Annotated in this window: 18 protein-coding genes and 1 riboswitch; of the genes, 16 read left to right on the top strand and 2 right to left on the bottom strand. The window is 37.9% G+C overall.

Annotated elements, in window-relative coordinates; genetic code table 11:
- The first annotated feature begins 1 nt into the window (after position 1).
- Positions 2 to 2,416: a phenylalanine--tRNA ligase subunit beta gene (gene pheT, locus DZB84_RS07825; RefSeq protein ID WP_116351708.1), complete on the top strand. Its 2,415-nt coding sequence runs from the start codon at positions 2 to 4 to the stop codon at positions 2,414 to 2,416.
- Between the two features lie 130 nt (positions 2,417 to 2,546).
- Here pheT and rnhC read toward each other — a convergent pair whose 3' ends face one another.
- Positions 2,547 to 3,470 carry a ribonuclease HIII gene (rnhC, locus tag DZB84_RS07820; RefSeq protein ID WP_116351707.1) on the bottom strand — a complete coding sequence of 308 codons (924 nt, stop codon included), beginning with the start codon at positions 3,468 to 3,470 and terminating at the stop codon, positions 2,547 to 2,549.
- 294 nt (positions 3,471 to 3,764) lie between these two features.
- Here rnhC and zapA point away from each other — a divergent pair, with 294 nt between their 5' ends.
- From zapA to DZB84_RS07755, 13 genes are all read left to right on the top strand, one after another.
- Positions 3,765 to 4,034, top strand: a complete 270-nt coding sequence (gene zapA, locus DZB84_RS07815; protein WP_116351706.1) for a cell division protein ZapA — start codon at positions 3,765 to 3,767, stop codon at positions 4,032 to 4,034.
- Positions 4,035 to 4,040: 6 nt separating this feature from the next.
- Positions 4,041 to 4,568, top strand: a complete 528-nt coding sequence (locus DZB84_RS07810; protein ID WP_116351705.1) for a CvpA family protein — start codon at positions 4,041 to 4,043, stop codon at positions 4,566 to 4,568.
- A gap of 232 nt (positions 4,569 to 4,800) precedes the next feature.
- The gene (gene polX / locus DZB84_RS07805) at positions 4,801 to 6,519 is read left to right on the top strand and encodes a DNA polymerase/3'-5' exonuclease PolX (protein ID WP_116351704.1); all 1,719 of its coding nucleotides are present in this window, start codon (positions 4,801 to 4,803) and stop codon (positions 6,517 to 6,519) included.
- Positions 6,520 to 6,572: 53 nt separating this feature from the next.
- Positions 6,573 to 8,933 (top strand): endonuclease MutS2, encoded by a 2,361-nt coding sequence (locus DZB84_RS07800; RefSeq protein ID WP_116351703.1) that lies wholly within the window; start codon positions 6,573 to 6,575, stop codon positions 8,931 to 8,933.
- A gap of 39 nt (positions 8,934 to 8,972) precedes the next feature.
- Positions 8,973 to 9,392 (top strand): DUF350 domain-containing protein, encoded by a 420-nt coding sequence (locus tag DZB84_RS07795; protein WP_116351702.1) that lies wholly within the window; start codon positions 8,973 to 8,975, stop codon positions 9,390 to 9,392.
- Between the two features lie 278 nt (positions 9,393 to 9,670).
- The gene (locus DZB84_RS07790; RefSeq protein WP_116351701.1) at positions 9,671 to 11,359 is read left to right on the top strand and encodes a long-chain-fatty-acid--CoA ligase; all 1,689 of its coding nucleotides are present in this window, start codon (positions 9,671 to 9,673) and stop codon (positions 11,357 to 11,359) included.
- A 214-nt stretch (positions 11,360 to 11,573) separates the two neighbouring features.
- Positions 11,574 to 12,167 (top strand): fatty acid metabolism transcriptional regulator FadR, encoded by a 594-nt coding sequence (fadR, locus tag DZB84_RS07785; protein ID WP_483867254.1) that lies wholly within the window; start codon positions 11,574 to 11,576, stop codon positions 12,165 to 12,167.
- A 51-nt stretch (positions 12,168 to 12,218) separates the two neighbouring features.
- Positions 12,219 to 12,992, top strand: coding sequence for an enoyl-CoA hydratase (locus DZB84_RS07780; RefSeq protein WP_116351699.1), 774 nt, complete (start codon positions 12,219 to 12,221; stop codon positions 12,990 to 12,992).
- A 268-nt stretch (positions 12,993 to 13,260) separates the two neighbouring features.
- Complete coding sequence (locus DZB84_RS07775) at positions 13,261 to 14,037, top strand: electron transfer flavoprotein subunit beta/FixA family protein (protein WP_116351698.1); 777 nt, start codon at positions 13,261 to 13,263, stop codon at positions 14,035 to 14,037.
- A 71-nt stretch (positions 14,038 to 14,108) separates the two neighbouring features.
- Positions 14,109 to 15,086, top strand: a complete 978-nt coding sequence (locus DZB84_RS07770; RefSeq protein WP_116351697.1) for an electron transfer flavoprotein subunit alpha/FixB family protein — start codon at positions 14,109 to 14,111, stop codon at positions 15,084 to 15,086.
- A gap of 404 nt (positions 15,087 to 15,490) precedes the next feature.
- Complete coding sequence (gene trxA / locus DZB84_RS07765; RefSeq protein ID WP_116351696.1) at positions 15,491 to 15,805, top strand: thioredoxin; 315 nt, start codon at positions 15,491 to 15,493, stop codon at positions 15,803 to 15,805.
- 169 nt (positions 15,806 to 15,974) lie between these two features.
- Positions 15,975 to 17,747 carry an excinuclease ABC subunit UvrC gene (gene uvrC / locus DZB84_RS07760; RefSeq protein WP_116351695.1) on the top strand — a complete coding sequence of 591 codons (1,773 nt, stop codon included), beginning with the start codon at positions 15,975 to 15,977 and terminating at the stop codon, positions 17,745 to 17,747.
- Between the two features lie 67 nt (positions 17,748 to 17,814).
- Positions 17,815 to 17,993: riboswitch (Lysine riboswitch) on the top strand.
- A gap of 84 nt (positions 17,994 to 18,077) precedes the next feature.
- Complete coding sequence (locus DZB84_RS07755) at positions 18,078 to 19,322, top strand: aspartate kinase (RefSeq protein WP_116351694.1); 1,245 nt, start codon at positions 18,078 to 18,080, stop codon at positions 19,320 to 19,322.
- A gap of 90 nt (positions 19,323 to 19,412) precedes the next feature.
- On the opposite strand, the gene DZB84_RS07750 is transcribed toward DZB84_RS07755, so the two are convergent.
- Entirely contained in the window at positions 19,413 to 19,868 is a 456-nt protein-coding gene (locus DZB84_RS07750) for a YslB family protein (RefSeq protein ID WP_116351693.1), read from the bottom strand.
- 385 nt (positions 19,869 to 20,253) lie between these two features.
- Here DZB84_RS07750 and DZB84_RS07745 point away from each other — a divergent pair, with 385 nt between their 5' ends.
- Both DZB84_RS07745 and sdhA read left to right on the top strand, forming a co-directional pair.
- Complete coding sequence (locus DZB84_RS07745; protein WP_116351692.1) at positions 20,254 to 20,862, top strand: succinate dehydrogenase cytochrome b558 subunit; 609 nt, start codon at positions 20,254 to 20,256, stop codon at positions 20,860 to 20,862.
- A gap of 72 nt (positions 20,863 to 20,934) precedes the next feature.
- On the top strand, positions 20,935 to 22,695 hold the full coding sequence (sdhA, locus tag DZB84_RS07740; protein WP_116351691.1) for a succinate dehydrogenase flavoprotein subunit: 1,761 nt from the start codon (positions 20,935 to 20,937) through the stop codon (positions 22,693 to 22,695).
- Position 22,696 lies beyond the last annotated feature (1 nt).

Here is a 22,696-nt window from a genome sequence, read left to right as displayed (position 1 = left end):
AATGTTTGTTTCATATAAATGGTTGCAGGAATACGTTGATTTATCAGGAGTAACGGCAGAAGAATTAGCAGAAAAAATTACGAGAAGTGGAATTGAAGTTGAAGGTGTCGATCATTTAGGCGAAGGCATTAGTGGGATTGTGGTTGGTCATGTATTAGAATGTGAACAACATCCCAATGCTGACAAATTAAATAAATGTCTCGTTGATGTTGGTGAAGGTGAGCCTGTTCAAATTATTTGTGGAGCACCAAACGTTGCCAAAGGTCAAAAGGTCGTAGTCGCAAAGGTAGGGGCTGTTTTACCGGGCAATTTTAAAATCAAAAAGGCAAAGCTTCGTGGTGAAGAATCAAATGGAATGATTTGTTCACTTCAAGAGCTTGGTTTTGAATCAAAATTTGTTTCAAAGGAATATGCTGAAGGAATTTTTGTATTCCCACATGAGGTAGAGCCAGGAACAGACGCAATTACTCAATTAAATCTTGATGATAAGGTTCTTGAGCTAGGACTAACACCAAATCGTGCTGATGCTATGAGCATGATGGGGGTTGCATATGAGGTTGCGGCTATTTTAGGAAAAGACGTAAAACTACCACAACCCAATGTGACTACTACATCGGAAAAAGCGGAGGATTACATTTCGATTTCAGTTGAAGCGAAGGAAGATAATCCATTATATGTAGCGCGTGTAGTAAAGAATGTAAAAATTGGTCCATCACCATTATGGCTTCAAACACGCCTGATGGCTGAAGGAATTCGTCCACATAATAATGTAGTCGACATTACAAATTATATTTTATTAGAATATGGTCAACCATTACATGCGTTTGATTATGACCGACTAGGTTCTAAAGAAATTCTCGTTAGACGTGCGAAAAATGGAGAAAAAATTACGACCTTAGATGATACAGAGCGTACATTAACTGATGAACACCTTGTGATTACCAATGGAACTGTTCCAGTAGCACTTGCAGGTGTAATGGGTGGAGCGAATTCTGAAGTTAAAAATGATACAACAACCGTTTTAATCGAGTCTGCATTTTTTACTGGAAGTACAATCCGTAAGTCATCTAAAGATCACGGTTTACGTAGTGAAGCTAGTTCACGCTTTGAGAAGGGGATTGATCCAAACCGTACACGAGAAGCAGCGGACCGTGCAGCTGAACTTATGGTAGAGCTTGCTGGTGGTGAAGTTCTTGACGGTGTTGTGGCTGTTGATACTCTTGATATTCAGCCAGTCAATGTATCTGTATCACTTGATAGAATCAACAAAGTGTTAGGTACTGCTATTTCAAAAGAAAAAGTAGAGGAAATTTTCACAAACCTAAAATTCTCATATAGTGTTGATAACGAGATTTTCCATGTTACTGTTCCTACTCGCAGACCTGACATTACAATTGAAGAGGATCTAATTGAAGAAGTAGCACGACTATTCGGATATGATGAATTGCCAACAACTCTTCCAGTTGGTGAATCAAATCCTGGTAGATTAACGGAATATCAAGCAAAGCGCCGTTTAGTTAGAAGATATTTAGAGGGTGTTGGATTATACCAAAGCACCACATATTCACTTACAAGTGCTGAAAAAGCAAAAAAATATGCATTAGAAATAAGTGAACCAATTCGTTTAGCCATGCCAATGAGTGAAGAACGTGCTCTTTTAAGGTTAAGCCTTCTTCCACATTTATTAGAGGTTGTTTCACATAATCTAGCTCGTCAAATTGATAGCGTGGCGACTTACGAAACTGGCTCTGTATTCATTGCGAGACCGAATCAAGAACTGCCAGATGAAAAGGAACACTTAGCTATTGCTCTGACTGGCTCATGGTTATCACCAACATGGCAAGGTGAGAAAAAAGCGGTAGATTTCTATGTAGTGAAAGGAATTTTAGAAGGGCTTTTTGAAAAGCTAGGTCTTGAAAACAGAACTTCATTCCTACAAGCAAGAGTTGAAGGGATGCATCCTGGACGAACAGCTACCGTGTTATTAGATAACAAAGAAATTGGGTTTGTTGGCCAAGTTCATCCAAATGTCCAAAAAGACTTAGATTTAACGCCAACGTATGTGGTTGAATTATCATTAAAGGATGTTCTAGAAGCGGATGTTGAAGAAATTCTTTATCGACCAATTCCACGATTCCCGTCTATGACTCGTGATATTGCACTTGTTGTCGATCAATCAGTGGCTGCGGGTGACATGAAGCAGGTCATTATTGAAGCGGGTGGTAAGTTACTTCGCGATGTTACAATCTTTGACCTTTATGAAGGAGAGCGTATGGAGCCTGGTAAAAAATCAGTTGCCTATTCAATCAAGTATTTTGATCCAGAACGTACGTTAACTGAAGAAGAAGTAACAAAAGCACATGATAAAGTACTAAAAGCTGTTGCTGAAAAATTCAATGCAACATTGCGTTCATAATAAAAAAATGGAGTGGGTCCAAAGTGACCACTCCATTTTTTATGTCTAGCTTCAGGCGCTTTCGGCTCGATGTCATAAGCCAATCGCTTCGGAAAAGGCACCTTCTGACAGCGCTCGTCTTATACTTTTCTCATACTCCAGCTATTTTCTTTGCTTTTTCTGTATTTGCAAAATGAAGCTTTGTGAAGTTGCGTAGTGAACCTATACCTTGCTTTTTGATCAGTTTAGCAGCCACTACATCAACTTGGGCTCCAGCGCCTTTTTTTAACTCAAGTCCAGCCTTTTCACTTAGCTTATCAAATTCCTTAATGAAAGAATACCTTGCTATGATTGAGGCAGCGGCGACAGATAAATGAACCCCTTCTGCCTTTGTGCTGAAATACACATTGTCTTTTATAATCTCCTTTTGACCGGACAAATGCTTGAAATACACATCAGGAACAGCGAATTGATCGATTAAAATACCGTCTGGTGTAGCCGGAGCAATTTTTCTTAGGACATGCCCAATTGCTTGGTTATGTAGTAATGCCTTCATTTTACCTTGTGTCATGCCTTTTGCTTGGAGTTCATTGTATTTTTCATTATGTAAAATTAATAAGCTATATGGAATCACATGAATAATCGATTCAGCAATCTCACAAATTTGTTTGTCATTTAAATCCTTGGAATCTTTAACCCCAAGTTCCTTTAGCAAAGCAAACTTATCTTTCGAAACATATGCTGCAACAACAGTCATTGGCCCAAAATAGTCACCTGTTCCAACCTCATCAGAGCCGATCATCGATAATGTTCCGATATGGGGGGGCAAGCCACTGTTTTTTGCAACAGTTTTCTTTTTAGTAGAAGTTTCTGAACTTCCCCATTTTTCTGCTTCCACCGTAGCGCCATTTCCTTGAAATAACACTTTGCCAGATTTATATGCTGTAATGGTGCAGCTTGGTAGTTTAGCGACAAATACCCCACCCTGTGGGACCTTATCTTGTAATTGATTTTTATATTGTAATTTCATTTTTTCAATGGTACCGGGGGTACACTTTAGGACAGTATTAGACAAAAATAACTTCCCCTTTACATAATAAGAGATTATTCTTTATAATCTATCATAACGTTTGTTGAGATTTCTTTCCATAAATATCGTGTTCATGGTATTATTATCAGTAGTACGTGTTCAAAAAGGAGGATGAAAAGGACCAAGAAGTTCGAGGCGGTGAAGCTTTGAGCACCGGAACGTATGCTATTTATACGTGAGGAGCGGAAAAGCGAGCCAACGAAGAAATTCGACGAGTCATTTTCACCGGACTTTTTTGAACATCCTTTTGTAGGATTGACTAGAATGGAGGCCAACTACTTGTCACAGCCACAAAAAACAAGAACAACAGTAGATATATATGGACAGCAATATTCGATTATCGGCTCTGAGAGCACAAGCCATATACGCCTTGTGGCCTCAATTGTCGATGATAAAATGAGAGAAATTAGTAGTAAGAATTCCTCACTTGATATTAATAAACTGGCAGTATTAACAGCCGTTAATATAGTCCATGAACATTTAAAGCTAAAAGAAGATTATGAAGAGCTTGAAAAACAGTTAGAACAAGCAAAAAATGAAAAGGATTGACGTGAAATGTTCGATTTAGTCTTAATAATCATCCTTTTAATGGGATTTATAATTGGGTTAAAAAGAGGGTTTATCCTCCAAATCGTTCATCTTACTGGGTTTATTGTTGCATTTATCGTTGCATACCTCTATTATGATGAACTTATGCCAAAATTAGTATTATGGATTCCATATCCAACATTTGGTGATGCCGATACGATGAAGTTTTTATTTGAAAGTACGAATTTAGAAACTTCTTATTATCGTGCAATTGCATTTGCCATTATTTTCTTTGCAACAAAGTTCCTTTGGCAAATCATTGGATCGATGCTAGACTTCCTCGCAAATCTACCACTTCTAAAACAAATCAATGGTTGGGCTGGAGGTTTACTAGGTTTTGTTGAAGTATATTTAATTGTCTTTATCATACTTTATATTGGAGCGCTTCTCCCTGTAGAAATCGTTCAGTCTAATCTCAATGATTCATTCATGGCTAAAATGATTGTCCAACATACCCCATTCTTTACAGGTAAAATTAAGGATATGTGGATTTAACTTCTCTCTAACAGAGAAGTTTTTTTTATGAAAAACAGCTTTTAACCCACAAAAAGTGACTTTTTCACAAAAAATCTGTATCATTTTGGATAGAAGAAATACGCCCTTGCGCCGATTTTATTCGACTTTCTCGAGAAAAATCGTGGCATTCGCCCGGGCTAATATTAATCAGTCGGGATTTAAACCCCAACTGATTAATATAAAACGTATGGAATATAGGTAGGTGGTCACAATGACAATCAATAAAAAAGATGTAATCCGTCTTTTAGAGACAATTGCGATTTATATGGAACTTAAAGGGGACAACCCATTTAAAATATCAGCCTTTCGAAAAGCTGCAGCAGCCCTTGATAATGATGACCGAAGCTTATCGACGATCGATGACTTCACAACATTACCTGGAATTGGTAAAGGAACAGCATCTGTGATTACAGAATATATCGATACCGGAGAATCAACTGTCTTAAAGGAATTGAAAGAAATGGTACCAGAGGGTCTCATTCCTTTACTGGACCTTCCAGGACTTGGTGGAAAAAAAATAGCCAAGCTCTATCAGGAACTTGGCATTGAAGATATGGAAATGCTAAAACAAGCGTGCCTAAATGAAAAAATTCAAAAACTAGCAGGCTTTGGAAAGAAAACAGAAGAAAAAATACTTGCTTCTATTGAGGAATATGGTAAACGACCAGATCGCTTACCGATTGCTTTAATGCTTGCACTAGCTGAAGATATCGAAAAACAGCTAAGTACGATGGAGGGAATCATTACATTTTCCCGAGCAGGCAGCCTTCGTCGGATGAGAGAAACAATTAAAGATCTTGATTTTATAATTGCAACCAATGAACCTGAAAAAGTAAGAGAACAGCTTTTACAGCTAAACGGCATTAATGGCATTATAGCAAGTGGAGATACAAAGGTTTCTGTCCAAATTTCATACAGCTATGATATTTCGGTCGATTTTCGTCTTGTGAAACCACATGAATTTGCAACGACTCTTCATCATTTTACGGGAAGCAAAGATCATAATGTGAGAATGAGGCAACTTGCAAAAGAACGTGGTGAAAAAATAAGTGAGTATGGCGTAGAAAATAGTGAAACAGGTGAAATAAAAACCTTTGAAACAGAAGAAGAATTCTACCAATATTTCGGACTCACCTTTATCCCTCCAGAGCTAAGAGAGGACGGCTCCGAGGTAGATGCTTTCCAAAAGAAAGTGGAACATATTCAGCTTGAAGATATAAAAGGTGATCTCCATATGCATACATCGTGGAGTGATGGTGCCTACACCATCGAAGAAATGGTAGAAGCTTGCAGGAAAAAAGGCTATCGTTATATGGCGATTACAGACCACTCCCAATACTTACGTGTGGCAAATGGGCTAACACCTGAGCGTTTATTAGAACAACACAAAGAAATTAAAAGATTAAATGAAAAATATGACGATTTTACAATCTTTACAGGTGTGGAAATGGATATTCTACCAGATGGTAGCCTTGATTATAACGACGAAATTATCAGGGATGTCGATGTCGTGATCGCATCGATCCATTCAAGCTTTACTCAGCCAAGAGAGAAAATCATGCAGCGCTTAAAAACCGCTCTAGAAAATCTCCATGTAGATATTATCGCACACCCTACTGGTAGGATTATCGGGCGTAGAAAAGGGTATGACGTAGATGTCGATATGTTAATTGAGTTAGCAAAAGAAACGAATACAGCTTTAGAACTAAATGCGAATTTGAATCGTTTAGATCTATCATCAGAATATATTAAAAAGGCACAGGAAAAGGGAGTAAAACTAGTCATTAACACAGATGCACATAATATGGACATGCTAGAGGATATGGGATATGGCGTTTCCGCTGCAATAAAAGGGTGGATTAAAAAGGAGAATGTCATTAATACATGGGATAAGGATGAGCTAATCGCTTATCTAAAACGAAATTTTTAGGATTAAAAGGATCCTTTAGGTTATAGCAGTTGGTGCAGGAAGGGAGTTACAGCATGCAACCACGAGTTTTAAAGGTATTAGAGTTTGATAAAGTGAAGGAGCAGCTCAAACAGCATGTCTCATCCTCATTGGGAAGAGAAAAGGTAGATAAAATGATTCCATCTACAAATGTAGAGGAGGTTATTTTTCTACAGGAGCAAACAGATGAAGCAGCTAAAGTACTGCGTTTAAAAGGGAATGTTCCGCTAGGAGGATTAACAGATATCAGAGCCTCCATAAAACGTGCTAGCATCGGTGGAGCTTTAAATACAATGGAGCTATTAGATATTGCAGGCACGATTTATGCCGGACGTCAAATGAAGAAATTTATAGAAGGCATGATTGAAGACGATATTAGTCTTCCTATATTAAGGGAAGTAGTTACAAGCATTACTCCCTTATTTGAGCTTGAGCAAAAAATAAAGAATTGTATTGATGATAATGGTGTGGTCATGGATGGTGCGAGTGACAAATTACGTGGAATTCGAAGCCAGCTCCGAAGCAGTGAAGCAAGAATTAGGGAAAAGCTTGAACATATTATTCGTTCTTCTTCTGCTCAAAAAACACTTTCGGATGCCATTATTACGATTCGAAATGATCGATATGTAATCCCAGTTAAACAAGAATACCGTGGAACATATGGTGGAATCGTTCATGACCAATCCTCTTCTGGTGCCACATTATTTATCGAACCTCAGTCAGTGGTTGAGCTTAATAATGTATTGCAAGAGGCGAGGGTAAGAGAAAAACAAGAAATCGACCGCATTTTATTTGAATTGTCAAATGAAGTAGCAGCTGATGCAGAATCACTTTATCAAAATGTAGAGACACTTGGTGAACTTGATTTTATGTTCACAAAGGCGCGCTACAGTAAAAAAGTAAAAGGCTCGAAACCAAAAATTAATGGCAATGGCTATGTACTTATTAAAAAGGGGCGCCATCCCTTAATTGATCCACAAGAAGTTGTTCCTAATGATATTGAGCTTGGTAAGGATTATACTTCAATCGTGATAACTGGTCCAAACACAGGTGGTAAAACCGTGACAATAAAAACAATCGGTTTATTAACCATTATGGCACAATCAGGCTTGCAAATCCCGGCACAGGAAGAGTCAGAGATTGCTGTTTTTGAGTCCGTATATGCTGATATCGGAGACGAACAATCGATTGAACAAAGCTTAAGTACGTTTTCATCTCATATGGTAAATATTGTGGATATTTTAAAACGGGTCGATGAAAATAGTCTAGTGCTTTTTGATGAATTGGGAGCCGGAACCGATCCGCAGGAAGGGGCTGCACTTGCAATCTCGATACTTGATGAAGTCTATAACCGTGGTGCGAGGGTAATCGCAACAACGCATTATCCAGAGCTTAAAGCTTATGGTTATAATCGAGAAGGAGTTATTAATGCAAGTGTCGAATTCGATATAGAAACATTGAGCCCGACTTATAAGCTATTAATTGGAGTACCAGGTCGAAGCAATGCATTTGAAATTTCAAAACGTCTTGGACTTTCAGATACAATCATACATGCTGCAAAAAGTCATATTAGCTCTGAAACGAACACTGTTGAAAATATGATCGCGTCTTTGGAAAAAAGTAAAAAGGATGCCGAGCAAGAGCTTGATGTAGCAGAAGAAATCCGTAAACAAGCCGAAAAACTTCATAAGCAACTACAACAACAAATCATCGAATTTAATGAACAGCGTGATAAACTATATGAAAAAGCTGAACAAAAAGCAGCGGAAACGGTTGAAAATGCAAAAGCTGAAGCAGAACATGTCATTCGTGATCTACGTAAAATGAAGCTTGAGCAACAATCGCTTGTCAAAGAACATCAATTGATTGATGCAAAAAAACGTTTGGAAAATGCTGTTCCAAAGCTTACTGAAAAAACAAATAAACAATCTGTTGCAACGAAAACGAAGAGAAAGCTTGTTCCTGGTGACGAAGTGAAGGTAATAAGTTTAAATCAAAAGGGTCATCTAGTTGAAAAGTCAGGAAATAATGAATGGCAGGTCCAAATCGGGATTTTAAAAATGAAAGTAAAAGAAAAAGACCTCGAGTTTGTAAGTAGCCCAAAACCAGTGGAAACAAAGCCGCTTGCAACAGTTAGAGGTAAAGATTATCATGTGAGTCTTGAGCTTGACCTACGTGGTGAACGCTATGAAGATGCACTAGCAAGAGTGGAAAAATACATTGATGATGCTTTATTAGCGGGATATCCACGTGTTTCCATTATTCATGGAAAAGGAACTGGTGCCCTAAGGCAGGGAGTTCAAGAATACCTGAAAAATCACCGCTCTGTAAAATCAACAAGATTCGGGGAAGCCGGAGAAGGTGGAACAGGCGTCACTGTTGTAGAACTCAAATAAACATGAATGAAGTGCAATCTCTAATAGGGAGAGAAGATGATGGAGCAATTTTGGGATAATGAATATGTATTAACAGCCGCTAACTACAGTGTGGTTATACTGTGTATGGTTCTGTTTATGGCCATATTTGAATTAGTCACCAAATATAAAAATTGGGAAGAAATCCAAAAAGGTAACCTGTCAGTTGCAATGGCAACCGGGGGGAAAATCTTCGGAATCGCAAATATCTTTCGCTATTCCATCCAAAACCATGACTCACTATTCGTCATGATCGGCTGGGGCGTATTTGGATTCTTCCTCCTATTAATCGGCTATTTTATTTTTGAATTTTTAACTCCTAAGTTCAATATTGATGTTGAAATCCAACAAGATAATCGCGCAGTAGGGCTCATATCCATGATTATATCCGTGGGTCTCTCTTATGTAATCGGCGCTGGGATCGGAAATGGTGGTTTTTAGATATGGAAAAGCTAGCGAAAATTTTGTTAGTTGTTAGTGGAATCTTTGTGGTGGTTGGAATATTATATCTCTTTTTATAGGCAAAAGGGCTGATTGGAATATCCATCAGCCCTATTTACATGCCATAAGTATGACCTATAAAGTAACAACAATTCATGAATGTAATTGTCACGGAATATTCATTATACTATAATGAATATAAATGGTTTGAAAATTCAAACTGGTCACTGAATACGACTTCGTATTCTTAATAGAATGTAAATAAGGGAGGTTTTTAGATGGAGTTAGAAAGGCCGTGGTTAGCAAATTATCCGGAGGAAATTCCACATACGCTTGAATACGAAAACATTCCGATTCAAACGTATTTGAAACGAACAGCAAAGGAATATCCTCAAAAAACTGCCGTTCATTTTCAAGGAAAAGAATTAACTTTTTCGCAGGTGTACGAAGAGTCTTTGAAGCTTGCAAACTATTTGGTGGAGCAAGGGATCAAAAAAGGAGATCGTATTGCCATCATGTTGCCAAACTGTCCCCAGGGTGTTATTGCCTATTACGGTGTGTTATTTTCTGGTGCAATTGTTGTCCAGACGAATCCTTTGTACACAGAAAGAGAACTTGAATATCATCTAAAGGATTCAGGCTCAAAAGCTATTATAACATTGGATATCCTTTTTCCACGCGTCTCAAAAGTGAAAGCGCTAACACAACTTGAACACATTATTGTGACTGAGATTAAGGATTATCTACCTTTCCCTAAAAATATGATTTATTCTTACATTCAAAAGAAGCAATATGGTATTGTAGTTAAAGTTGAACACGAAGGTACGAACCACTTGTTTAGGGAAATTATGAAAAATTCCGAGGCAAAAGAAATCAATATTGAAATTGATCCAGAAGAAGACCTAGCATTGTTACAGTATACAGGAGGAACAACTGGTTTTCCAAAGGGAGTCATGTTAACTCACCGTAATTTAGTTGCAAATACAGAGATGTGTTCAAAATGGATGTACAAATGTAAAAAAGGTGAAGAATCTGTATTAGCAATACTGCCATTTTTCCATGTATACGGTATGACTACTGTGTTAAATCTTTCGATTATGATGGCTTCCAAAATGATTCTTATGCCAAAATTTGATGTAGGAGATACATTAAAAACAATTCATAAGCTGAGGCCAACTTTATTTCCAGGTGCACCAACAATGTACATTGGGTTATTGAATCATCCTGACCTTAATAAGTATGATTTATCTTCTATTGATTCGTGTATTAGTGGTTCTGCAGCATTGCCACTTGAAGTTCAAGAGCAATTTGAAAAAGTAACAGGTGGAAAGCTTGTAGAAGGCTATGGATTATCGGAAGCCTCTCCTGTAACACATGCAAATTTGCTTTGGGGTCATCGTATAAATGGTAGTATTGGATTACCATGGCCAGACACAGATGCAGCAGTGCTTTCAATGGAAACAGGTGAACCTGTCGGATTTGGAGAAATTGGCGAAATCGCCGTAAAAGGTCCCCAGGTCATGAAAGGATACTGGAATAAACCAGAGGATACGGCAGCCACATTTCGGGATGGCTGGTTATTAACAGGTGACTTGGGCTATATGGATGAGGATGGGTTTTTCTATGTAGTAGATCGTAAAAAGGATATGATTATTGCAGGTGGATTTAATATATACCCAAGAGAAGTGGAGGAAGTCCTATTTGAATATGAAAAGATTCAAGAGGCTGTTGTTGCCGGAATTCCTGATCCATATCGAGGTGAAACAGTAAAGGCATATGTCGTTTTAAAAGACGGCCAACAATGTACAGAAGAAGAGCTTGATAAGCATTGCCGTAAGCATCTAGCTGCCTATAAAGTTCCCAGAGTGTATGAATTTAGAAAGGAATTACCTAAAACAATTGTCGGTAAAGTACTGCGACGAGTATTAGTGGAAGAAGAAAAGGAAAAAAGAACAAAAGTTAATTAAGAATTAGGATCAATCAGCTCTAAAGACATCTATGTATGAACATAAGCTATCGAGCCATGATGTGAGCCTATGGCTCTCTTTTCTTTTAAGAATGAAAAGAAACCAATTAGAAACATGTCAAATTAAATAATATATTCTTGACAGTTGTTGTTTTAAGTTTTATCATAGAAATATGAATGACTATTCATTCATTTTTCTGAAAGGAAGTAAGATCTTGAAAAAAACAACAAAACCAAAATATAAGCAAATCATAGACGCAGCAGTAGTTGTCATCGCGGAAAATGGTTATCATCAATCTCAGGTCTCAAGAATTGCCAAACAAGCAGGCGTGGCAGACGGGACGATTTATCTTTATTTTAAAAATAAAGAAGATATTCTTGTGTCGTTATTCCACGAAAAAATGGGAGAGTTTATTGAAAAAATTGAAGCTGAGATAGCAGGAAAAACGAGCGCAGCAGAGAAGTTATTAACATTAATAGAAAAACATTTTGAGCTTTTATCTGCTGATCATCACCTTGCAATCGTTACACAGCTAGAATTAAGACAATCAAATAAGGAATTAAGACACCGAATTAATGAAGTCCTAAAAGGATATTTACGAACTATCGAAACCATTATCCAATTTGGGGTCGAAAACGGCGAGTTTAATCCAAATCTTGATGTCCGGTTAGCACGACAAATGATATTTGGCTCAATTGATGAAACAGCAACCACATGGGTTATGAACGAACAAAAATATGATTTGTCTGCATTGGCAAAAGATGTTCATGCCTTATTAGTAAATGGTTGTGGAAAGACACACCTCTAGTTATCTTTTAGAGGTGTGTTACATACATATACATAATTAGGAGGGATGCAGATGGAGTTTTTCAAAGTAAAAATTGACGAGTATATCGCTACAATTTCCTTTAATCGTCCTCCAGCAAATGCATTATCAACCGCTGTTTTGAAAGAGCTTACAAGTTTACTAGAGACACTAGAGTCTAATGATGCTGTACGAGTTTTAGTTATACATGGGGAGGGGCGATTCTTCTCAGCTGGAGCAGATATAAAAGAGTTTACAACAATCAGCTCAGGTGAAGAATTTTCGAATCTTGCAAGAAAGGGTCAAACTTTATTTGAAAGAATAGAACGATTCCCAAAACCGATTATTGCAAGTATCCATGGAGCAGCTTTAGGCGGTGGGCTGGAGCTAGCAATGGCCTGCCACTTCCGTCTCGTGAGTGAAAAGGCAAAACTGGGCTTACCAGAACTGCAGCTTGGACTTATCCCTGGATTTGCAGGAACAGCACGCTTACCACGTTACGTTGGAATTGCTAAAGCTGCACAAATGCTGTGGACAAGTGACCCGATTAGTGGCGTTGAGGCAGTCCAGTATGGTTTGGCAAATCAAGCTTTCCCAGAAGAAAAACTTCATGAGGAAACGATGGAGATTGCACAAAAAATTGCACAAAAAAGCCCTTTAGGGATAAAAGCAACTATTGAATTATTAAATTCAATGAAAAATGAACAATATGATGCAACTGTTAAACGTGAAGCTGTTTTATTCGGTGAAATGTTCGTCTCTGAGGATGGACAAGAAGGAATATCTGCCTTTATTGACAAGCGACAGCCAACGTTTAAAGGAAAATAATAGATAACAAGTGTTTACGTAATACACAAAGTTTTTACAAAGATTGTTGCTTTTAGATAATAAAGTCCACACCTAGTTGATTGGAACGAAGGGCGGCGACTCCAGCGGGAAAAGCGTGAGACTTTGAGACCCTGCAGGAGCGTAAGCGTCCAGGATGCTCAAGCCACGCCCGCGAAAAGCGTTCGCCCGTAGCGGAGATCAACGATATAAAAAACAACAAAGTTTGACAAATCTACAAAAAAGCACAGAAAACTTAGGAGGGAAACACATGAACATCTTTGTTATATTGAAAAGAACATTTGATACAGAAGAAAAAATCGTTGTTAACAATGGCAAAATCAGTGAAGATGGGGCTGAATTTATTATAAACCCTTATGACGAGTATGCGGTTGAAGAAGCAATTAGGCTCCGTGATGCAAATGGTGGAGAAGTAACGGTTGTAACAGTTGCTACCACTGATGAAGCCGATAAAGAATTACGTACAGCTTTAGCAATGGGTGCAGATAAAGCCGTAATGATTAATACAGAAGATGATTTGGAAGATGGAGATCAGTACACGACAGCAAAAATATTAGCTGAATACTTAAAAAATAAGGATGCCGATATCATTTTAGGTGGAAATGTTGCAATTGACGGTGGTTCGGGTCAGGTCGGTCCACGTGTTGCAGAAATTTTAGATATTCCTTATGTAACGACCATTACAAAACTTGAAGTTGACGGCTCAAAAGTAACAGTTGTTAGGGACGTTGAAGGGGACTCTGAGGTTATCGAGACATCTTTACCACTACTTGTTACATGTCAACAAGGACTAAATGAGCCTCGTTATCCATCTTTACCTGGAATTATGAAAGCGAAGAAAAAGCCACTTGATGAGCTTGAGTTAGATGATTTAGATTTAGACGAAGATGATGTAGAAGCAAAAACAAAAACAATTGAAATCTATCTTCCACCTAAAAAAGAAGCGGGTCGAGTGCTTGAAGGTGAATTAGGAGATCAGGTCAAGGAACTAGTATCACTTCTTCATAATGAAGCAAAGGTAGTTTAACCGAATCTAAAAAAATGTTTTTTGTACACGTTTACAAAATTTCACTCAACTAATCTAGGGGGTTATGCATAATGTCAAGAAAAGTTTTAGTTCTAGGGGAAGCACGAGATGGTGCATTACGTAACGTATCCTTTGAAGCAATCGCAGCTGGTAAAACAGTGGCTGAAGGTGGCGAAGTCGTTGCAGTATTAGTTGGAGACTCTATAAGTTCATTAGCTAATGAATTAATTCATTACGGGGCAGACAGGGTTGTAACAATAGAAGATGAAAAATTAGGATCCTATACTCCGGACGGTTACTCTCAAGCTTTACTAGCTGTTATTGACGCCGAATCACCAGAAGGATTAGTATTTGGCCATACTGCATTAGGTAAAGACTTATCACCAAAAATTGCAAGTAAACTTAATTCTGGTTTGATTTCAGACGTAACGGCTATTGAAAGTGCTGGTGGAAATATTGTCTTTACTCGTCCTATTTATTCAGGTAAGGCATTTGAAAAGAAAATTGTGACAGATGGATTGATGATCGCAAGTGTTCGCCCAAACAATATTACCCCACTTGAAAAAGACGAATCGCGTACTGGAGAAGTTTCGTCTCTATCCGTTGACATTAAGGATTTACGTACAATTGTGAAGGAAGTAGTTCGCAAGGCAACGGAAGGTGTTGATTTGTCTGAAGCGAAGGTTGTAATTGCAGGTGGACGTGGAGTAAAAAGTGCAGATGGTTTTGAACCATTAAAAGAATTAGCAAATGTACTTGGTGGCGCAGTAGGTGCTTCCCGCGGTGCATGTGATGCTGATTACTGTGACTACTCCCTTCAAATTGGTCAAACGGGTAAGGTGGTTACACCAGACTTGTATATTGCTTGCGGTATTTCGGGAGCAATCCAGCATTTAGCTGGCATGTCAAACTCTAAAGTTATCGTAGCAATCAACAAAGATCCGGAAGCAAACATCTTCAAGGTTGCGGACTACGGTATTGTTGGGGACTTATTCGAAGTAGTGCCGATGCTTACAGAAGAGTTCAAGAAACTAAAGGTAAATGCATAATGCGTAGTGAAGCCAGCTAACTAGCTCGCTCGCTTTATGTATGGGGAATTTTTCTATTTACCTTTTTAAAAAATATGGTATACTAATCAAGCGATGAGCTGAATTGCATAAGTCGAGTGACACGCCTATTGGCAAGCACTATGTGGAGTGCTGTCTCTCGCCGCAATACGCAAAAAGACGTCCTTCTGGGCGTCTTTTTCTATTTGGCATCTTCTGTTTCCATACATATCAGCTTTAAAAGTTGGGGAAGATGATTATGAATGAAGTTTAATTTTCTATTCTTATCATTTCTATAGTTTTTAGTTAACTGTTTTTTTATGAAGCAAATCATTCGTAAAATGACATTTCAGATGTTATACTCTTGGTAGAATTTCAAAGTTGTAACATATTTAGGAGGGGTTTAAATGGCTATTACAAACGTAACGGATCAAAATTTTGACACAGAAACAAAAGAAGGTGTAGTATTAGCAGACTTCTGGGCACCTTGGTGTGGACCTTGTAAGATGATTGCTCCAGTATTAGAAGAATTAGATTCTGAAATTGGAGACAAAGTGAAAATCGTAAAGCTTGATGTAGATGACAACCAAGAAACTGCAGCTAAGTTTGGTGTAATGAGCATTCCAACTTTACTTGTTTTCAAAAACGGTGAAGTTGTGGATAAAGTTGTTGGTTACCAACCAAAAGAGGCACTAGCTGATAGACTTGCTAACCATTATTAATTCAAAAAACAGCCGCCAGGCTGTTTTTTGTTTGCTCTTTTTTAATCAATTTAATTCCTTATTTTTCACATACAACTTCTCCGTAAAAATGATACAATATTAGGTACGGCTTAATTAGTGCAAAGGTACAAAGGTACTTTTTATTTTATTACAGATGGAGTGGTGAAAAATGCACGATCATCTTAAAGAAAAATTAGCGATATTACCGGACCAGCCTGGTTGTTATTTAATGAAAGACAGGCAGGGGACCATTATTTATGTAGGAAAAGCCAAAGTGTTAAAGAACCGTGTTCGGTCTTATTTTACTGGATCGCATGATGGTAAAACGTTGAGACTTGTAAATGAGATTGAGGACTTCGAATATATTGTAACATCTTCAAATATAGAAGCTCTCCTATTAGAAATAAACTTAATTAAAAAACATGATCCAAAGTATAATATCATGCTAAAGGATGACAAGACATATCCTTTTATTAAAATTACTGCTGAAAAACATCCTCGTTTGTTGATAACACGAAAGGTGAAAAAGGACAAAGGTAAATATTTTGGTCCGTATCCGAATGTACAAGCAGCAACTGAAACAAAAAAACTATTAGACCGGATTTATCCATTACGAAAATGTTCAACTCTACCAGATAAGGTTTGCTTGTATTATCATATCGGTCAATGTCTTGCTCCTTGCGTGAACGAAGTTTCTGATGAAACGAATAAAAAAATGGTGGATGACATCATTCGCTTTCTTAATGGTGGCTATAAAGAGATTAAAACGGAATTAACAGAAAAAATGATAAAGGCTTCAGAAGAACTAGATTTTGAGAGAGCGAAAGAATACCGTGATCAAATCGCAAATATTGAAACAACGATGGAAAAACAAAAGATGACCATGACCGATTTTATTGATCGAGATGTATTCGGTTATTCCTATGATAAAGGCTGGATGTGTGTTCAAGTCTTCTTCATTCGTCAAGGTAAATTAATAGAGCGGGATGTTTCTTTATTCCCCTTTTATAATGAGCCAGAACAAGATTTCTTAACCTTCCTTGGTCAATTCTATTTGAAAGAAAATCATTTTAAACCAAAAGAAGTGTTACTTCCTAGTTCTATTGACCGTGAGATTGCAGAGCAATTACTAGAGGTAAATGTTCAACAGCCTAGTCGAGGGAAGAAGAAACAACTAATAGACTTAGCAACGAAAAACGCTAAAATCGCGTTAAAGGAAAAGTTTGCACTTATTGAACGTGATGAAGAAAGGACAATCAAGGCGGTTGAAAACTTAGGGCATCGATTGGGAATATACACACCACATCGAATTGAGGCATTTGATAACTCAAATATCCAAGGAACAGACCCTGTTTCAGCAATGATTGTGTTTACTGATGGAAAACCAGATAAAAAGGAATATAGAAAATATAAAATTAAAACCGTTCAAGGTCCTGATGATTATGAATCAATGCGGGAAGTAGTGAGAAGAAGATATAGTCGCGCACTCAAAGAAAACCTTCCATTGCCTGACTTAATCCTCATTGATGGAGGAAAAGGTCATCTCGCTGCAGTAAGGGATATTCTAGAAAATGAGTTAGGATTAGAAATCCCGTTAGCAGGACTTGCTAAGGATGATAAGCATAGGACTTCAGAGTTGTTAATTGGGGAGCCACCTGTAATTGTAGAATTACCTAGAAATAGCCAGGAGTTTTATCTACTCCAACGGATTCAAGATGAAGTACACCGTTTTGCGATTACCTTTCATCGTCAAGTTCGTGGAAAAAGTGCTTTTCAATCTGTGCTTGATGATATTCCTGGGGTCGGTGAAAAACGAAAGAAAGCAATACTAAAGCATTTTGGCTCAATCAAGAGGTTGAAAGAAGCAAGTATAGAGGAAATTCAACAAGCTAATATTCCTCGTTCTACAGCTGAAGCCATCTTTGAAAAATTAAAGGAATAGTCGTTGCTATTTTAAAAATACTCTGATATAATCCTAACTAATATAATATTACACTTCATTACGTTGAAGTGATGATAGAGGTGCAAGCTTTATCAGTATGCAATAGGAGGGGGATGAGCCCCTTTGATGATTGCTGAAAGGAAAGTTTGCCGAAGTGAAAAAGGACTCATACCCTTTTTTGCTGGTCTTATGTTTAAGAGACGTAAGATTGTCAAGATGAATTCATCTTGGAGAGCTATCTCACGGTGTGACACGTTGTTTTTACGTATATCACAGCAATGAGATAATCTCATTGCTGTTTTTTTATTATTCGAAGGAGAGGGTATAAGCATGGGGATCATCGTTCAAAAGTTTGGAGGCACCTCAGTAGGGTCACCGGATAGAATTAAAAATGTTGCAAATCGCGTTATTCAAGAAGTGCAAGCTGGAAACAAAGTTGTAGTAGTGGTTTCAGCAATGGGCAAAACAACAGATCAGCTTGTGCGCTTAGCAAATGAAATTACAAGCTCGCCAAGTAAGCGTGAGATGGATATGTTGTTAAGTACAGGTGAACAAGTAACAATAGCCCTTTTATCCATGGCATTACAGGAGAAGGGGTATGAATCTGTATCCTATACAGGCTGGCAGGCTGGTATTGAAACGGAGGCTATACATAGCAATGCCCGTATTGAAAATATAGAAGTTTCAAGGGTTAACGATAGCTTAAAAGAAGGCAAAATTGTTGTCGTTGCAGGATTTCAGGGAATCAGCAGTTCGGGAGATATCACAACTCTTGGACGGGGTGGGTCTGATACAACAGCAGTTGCACTTGCATCAGCATTGAGTGCAGACAAATGTGATATCTACACGGATGTAACAGGTGTTTATACGACAGATCCTCGTGTAGTCCCATCTGCACGTAAACTTCATTCAATTTCCTATGATGAAATGCTGGAGCTTGCAAACTTAGGTGCGGGTGTACTTCATCCACGGGCAGTTGAATTTGCAAAAAACTTTGAAATGCCGCTTGAAGTTCGTTCAAGCATAGAGCTAGAAAATGGAACCGTTATTGAGGAGGAAGTTTCAATGGAAAAAAATCTTGTTGTTAGGGGAATTGCTTTTGAAGACCAAATTACAAGGGTAACAGTTTCTGGATTACCGAATGAATTACACACACTTTCAACCATCTTTGGTACACTCGCAAAGAATGGTCTAAACGTAGATATCATCATTCAAAACCAGACAGATGAAAATCATACAAATATTTCATTTTCAGTAAAAACTCAAGATTTACGCGATACACTAGCTGTTTTGGAAAATAATAAGGATTTATTAAAATATGAAAGCATTCAACATGAAGATGGGTTAGCGAAGGTATCTATTGTAGGCTCTGGAATGGTTTCTAATCCAGGGGTTGCGGCTGATATGTTCCAGGTGCTTGCACAAGAAAACATTGAAGTAAAAATGGTAAGTACATCTGAAATCAAAGTTTCAACTGTTGTTGATCAAGCAAGTATGGTTCGTGCTGTTGAAGCTCTACATGATTCATTTAATTTAGCTGCTGTTGAAGAAGAAAAAGCAAAAGTTAAACTATAATTTTTATTTACATAGGGTCGTTCAGAGGAGATTATTAGCCTTTGGGCGCCCTTTTGTGTATAAAAAAAACTGCACGAAATGTGCAGGATTTTATTCTTCGGTCATATCTTTGTGATCCCATTTCACCGTAAAAATGATACTTTGAGCTCGTCTTTTTTGTTGTTCAAAGCTTTCGGTGATTCGATTTTTCTGTTGTTGAATTTGTTGAGCAAGAAAACCAGATTCAAGTTGAAATGTGCAAATATCCTTTCGTTTAAAACGAGAAGACACGATCGAACCATCCAAATGAAATTCAATGGAGTTCTTATCCGAACGCTCTACCTTAAGGTCTCCCCATCCAGCATCATGAAAAAACGAAATAATTTCTTCAATCGTTGGTAAGGGGAATTTACGGGCAAGATTTTTTCCAGCCCAGTATAAAATCTGTGGCGTTTCTTTTCCAAGTAAATCAGGAATTAAAATTTCACGTATGAGTTCATATCCAAAAACAGAAACGGTCTGTTCACTTACATTTACATTTTGTTCATTGATGTTTGTGTTCTTCACTGTATTCCCCTCTTTCTCCATTCATTATTATATAACATGAGGGGATAAGAAACACATGAATTTTTTTGTTTCTTTTTGTCATATGGATTACAAGTCAAGCCTAACAAAAGTGTCTAATTATTATCAGATTCATGAATAAATTGTGGACGTGTTTCCTTGACGCTCTTGCTTTATGGGAGTAAAATGAATTTGTTACATTATACTGATAAAAGAAAATTGTGGCTACATTTGTCTTTTTATCTATGAAAAAAGCATTCTGTAGTTTCCTGCAAAGGTTTTCAATTGTCAGTTTTATTTCGTCCTATTATATAATTACTGCAGGATGAGGAATGAAAATGAGTGCCGAGAAGGTACGGTTTATTATTAAGGGGGGGTAAATTAAAGTATGGCAGGTAATCGTGAATTTTTTAATCGCAGGCTTCATTCGTTATTAGGTGTAATTCCTGTAGGGGTATTCTTATTGGTACACTTAACAGCGAATAACTTTGCGACAAGAGGAGAAGAAGCATTTAACAGTGCTGCTGGTTTTATGGGAAATCTTCCATTTAGAATCTTTCTAGAGGTAGTTATTATTTATCTACCATTAATATTCCATGCGATCTACGGTCTCTATATTGCCTTTACTGCAAAGAACAATGTGAGTAGATACGGTTTCTTCCGTAACTGGATGTTCTTCCTGCAACGCATAACCGGAATCATTACTCTAATTTTTGTAGCATGGCATGTATGGGAAACTCGTATTCAAGCAGCTTTTGGAGCAGAAGTTAACTTTCAAATGATGGAAGATATCTTAAATTCACCAGCGATGCTTATTTTCTATCTTGTTGGTGTAATCTCAACAATTTTCCATTTCTCAAATGGCTTATGGTCATTTGCTGTAAGTTGGGGGCTTACAATAACTCCTCGCTCTCAACAAATTGCAACATATGTTACAATCATTATTTTTATTGCATTAACTTACGTAGGTGTATCTACAATCTTTGCTTTCGTATAAGAATTAAAATATTAGAACGTTCACGGTTACATTTACAAGTTGAACGATCTCTTTATTGGGGAGTGAGTTACTTTGAGTCAAGGAAAGATTATCGTAGTTGGTGGTGGATTAGCTGGTTTAATGGCTACCATCAAGGCTGCTGAAGAGGGAACACAAGTTGATTTATTTTCACTCGTACCTGTAAAACGTTCTCACTCTGTTTGTGCACAAGGTGGGATTAACGGTGCGGTTAATACAAAAGGTGAAGGGGATTCTCCTTGGATTCACTTCGATGATACAGTATATGGTGGAGACTTCTTAGCTAACCAAAAGCCAGTTAAGGCGATGTGTGAGGCGGCACCAGGAATCATTCACTTAATGGACCGTATGGGAGTTATGTTTAACCGTACACCAGAAGGTTTACTTGATTTCCGTCGATTTGGTGGAACTCAACACCACCGTACTGCATTCGCTGGCGCAACTACTGGTCAACAATTACTTTATGCATTAGATGAGCAAGTTCGCCGTCATGAAGTAGCAGGGCTAGTAACGAAGTACGAAGGTTGGGAATTCTTAGGAATTGTACAAGATGATGAAGGGATTTGTCGTGGTATTGTCGCACAGAACCTTCAATCAATGGAAATTAAATCATTCCCTGCTGACGCTGTTATCATGGCTTCAGGTGGACCTGGAATCATCTTTGGAAAAACAACGAACTCAGTTATTAACACTGGTTCTGCTGCATCTATTGTGTACCAACAAGGTGCCTATTATGCAAATGGTGAGTTCATTCAAATTCACCCAACTGCAATCCCTGGAGATGACAAACTTCGTCTAATGAGTGAATCTGCTCGTGGTGAAGGTGGTCGCGTATGGACTTACAAAGATGGTAAACCTTGGTACTTCTTAGAGGAAAAATATCCTGCATACGGAAACTTAGTTCCACGTGATATTGCAACACGTGAAATCTTCCATGTATGTGTAGATATGAAGCTAGGTATCAATGGTGAAAACATGGTTTATCTGGATCTATCACATAAAGATCCAAAGGAACTTGATATTAAATTAGGTGGAATTATTGAAATCTATGAAAAGTTCATGGGTGACGATCCACGTAAAGTTCCAATGAAAATCTTCCCAGCTGTTCACTATTCAATGGGTGGATTATGGGTTGATGATCACCAACAAACAAACATCCCTGGATTATTTGCAGCAGGTGAGTGTGATTTTTCACAGCACGGTGCAAACCGCTTGGGTGCAAACTCACTATTATCAGCTATCTATGGTGGTATGGTTGCAGGTCCTAATGCAGTTCATTATATTAATGGACTTAAAAAAGGTACTGATTCTATATCTTCATCTGTATTCGAAAGCCACGAAAAACAAGAGCAAGAAAAATGGGATGACATTATGTCAATGGATGGTACTGAAAATGCATACCTCCTCCACAAAGAGCTCGGTGAATGGATGACAGATAACGTAACAGTTGTTCGATACAATGACAAGCTCTTAAAGACAGACGAAAAAATTCAAGAGCTTATGGAACGTTACAAGAACATTAATATCAATGACACGTCTAAATGGAGTAACCAAGGTGCTACATTTACGCGTCAATTACAAAATATGCTTCAGCTAGCACGTGTAATTACAATTGGTGCATACAACCGTAATGAAAGCCGTGGAGCACACTATAAACCTGATTTCCCTGATCGTAATGACGAGGATTTCTTAAAAACAACGATGGCTAAATTTACTGGGAAGGATTCTGCGCCTGCATTCCATTATGAAGAAGTAGATACTTCATTAATCGCACCACGTAAACGTGACTATTCAAAGAAGAAGGAGGAAAATTAAG

The organism is Bacillus sp. HNG (genome assembly GCF_003400205.1).
Lineage (GTDB): Bacteria > Bacillota > Bacilli > Bacillales > Bacillaceae_L > Ferdinandcohnia.
Note: the sequence above shows the minus strand (reverse complement) of the source record. Positions and strands in the feature narration are given on the sequence as shown.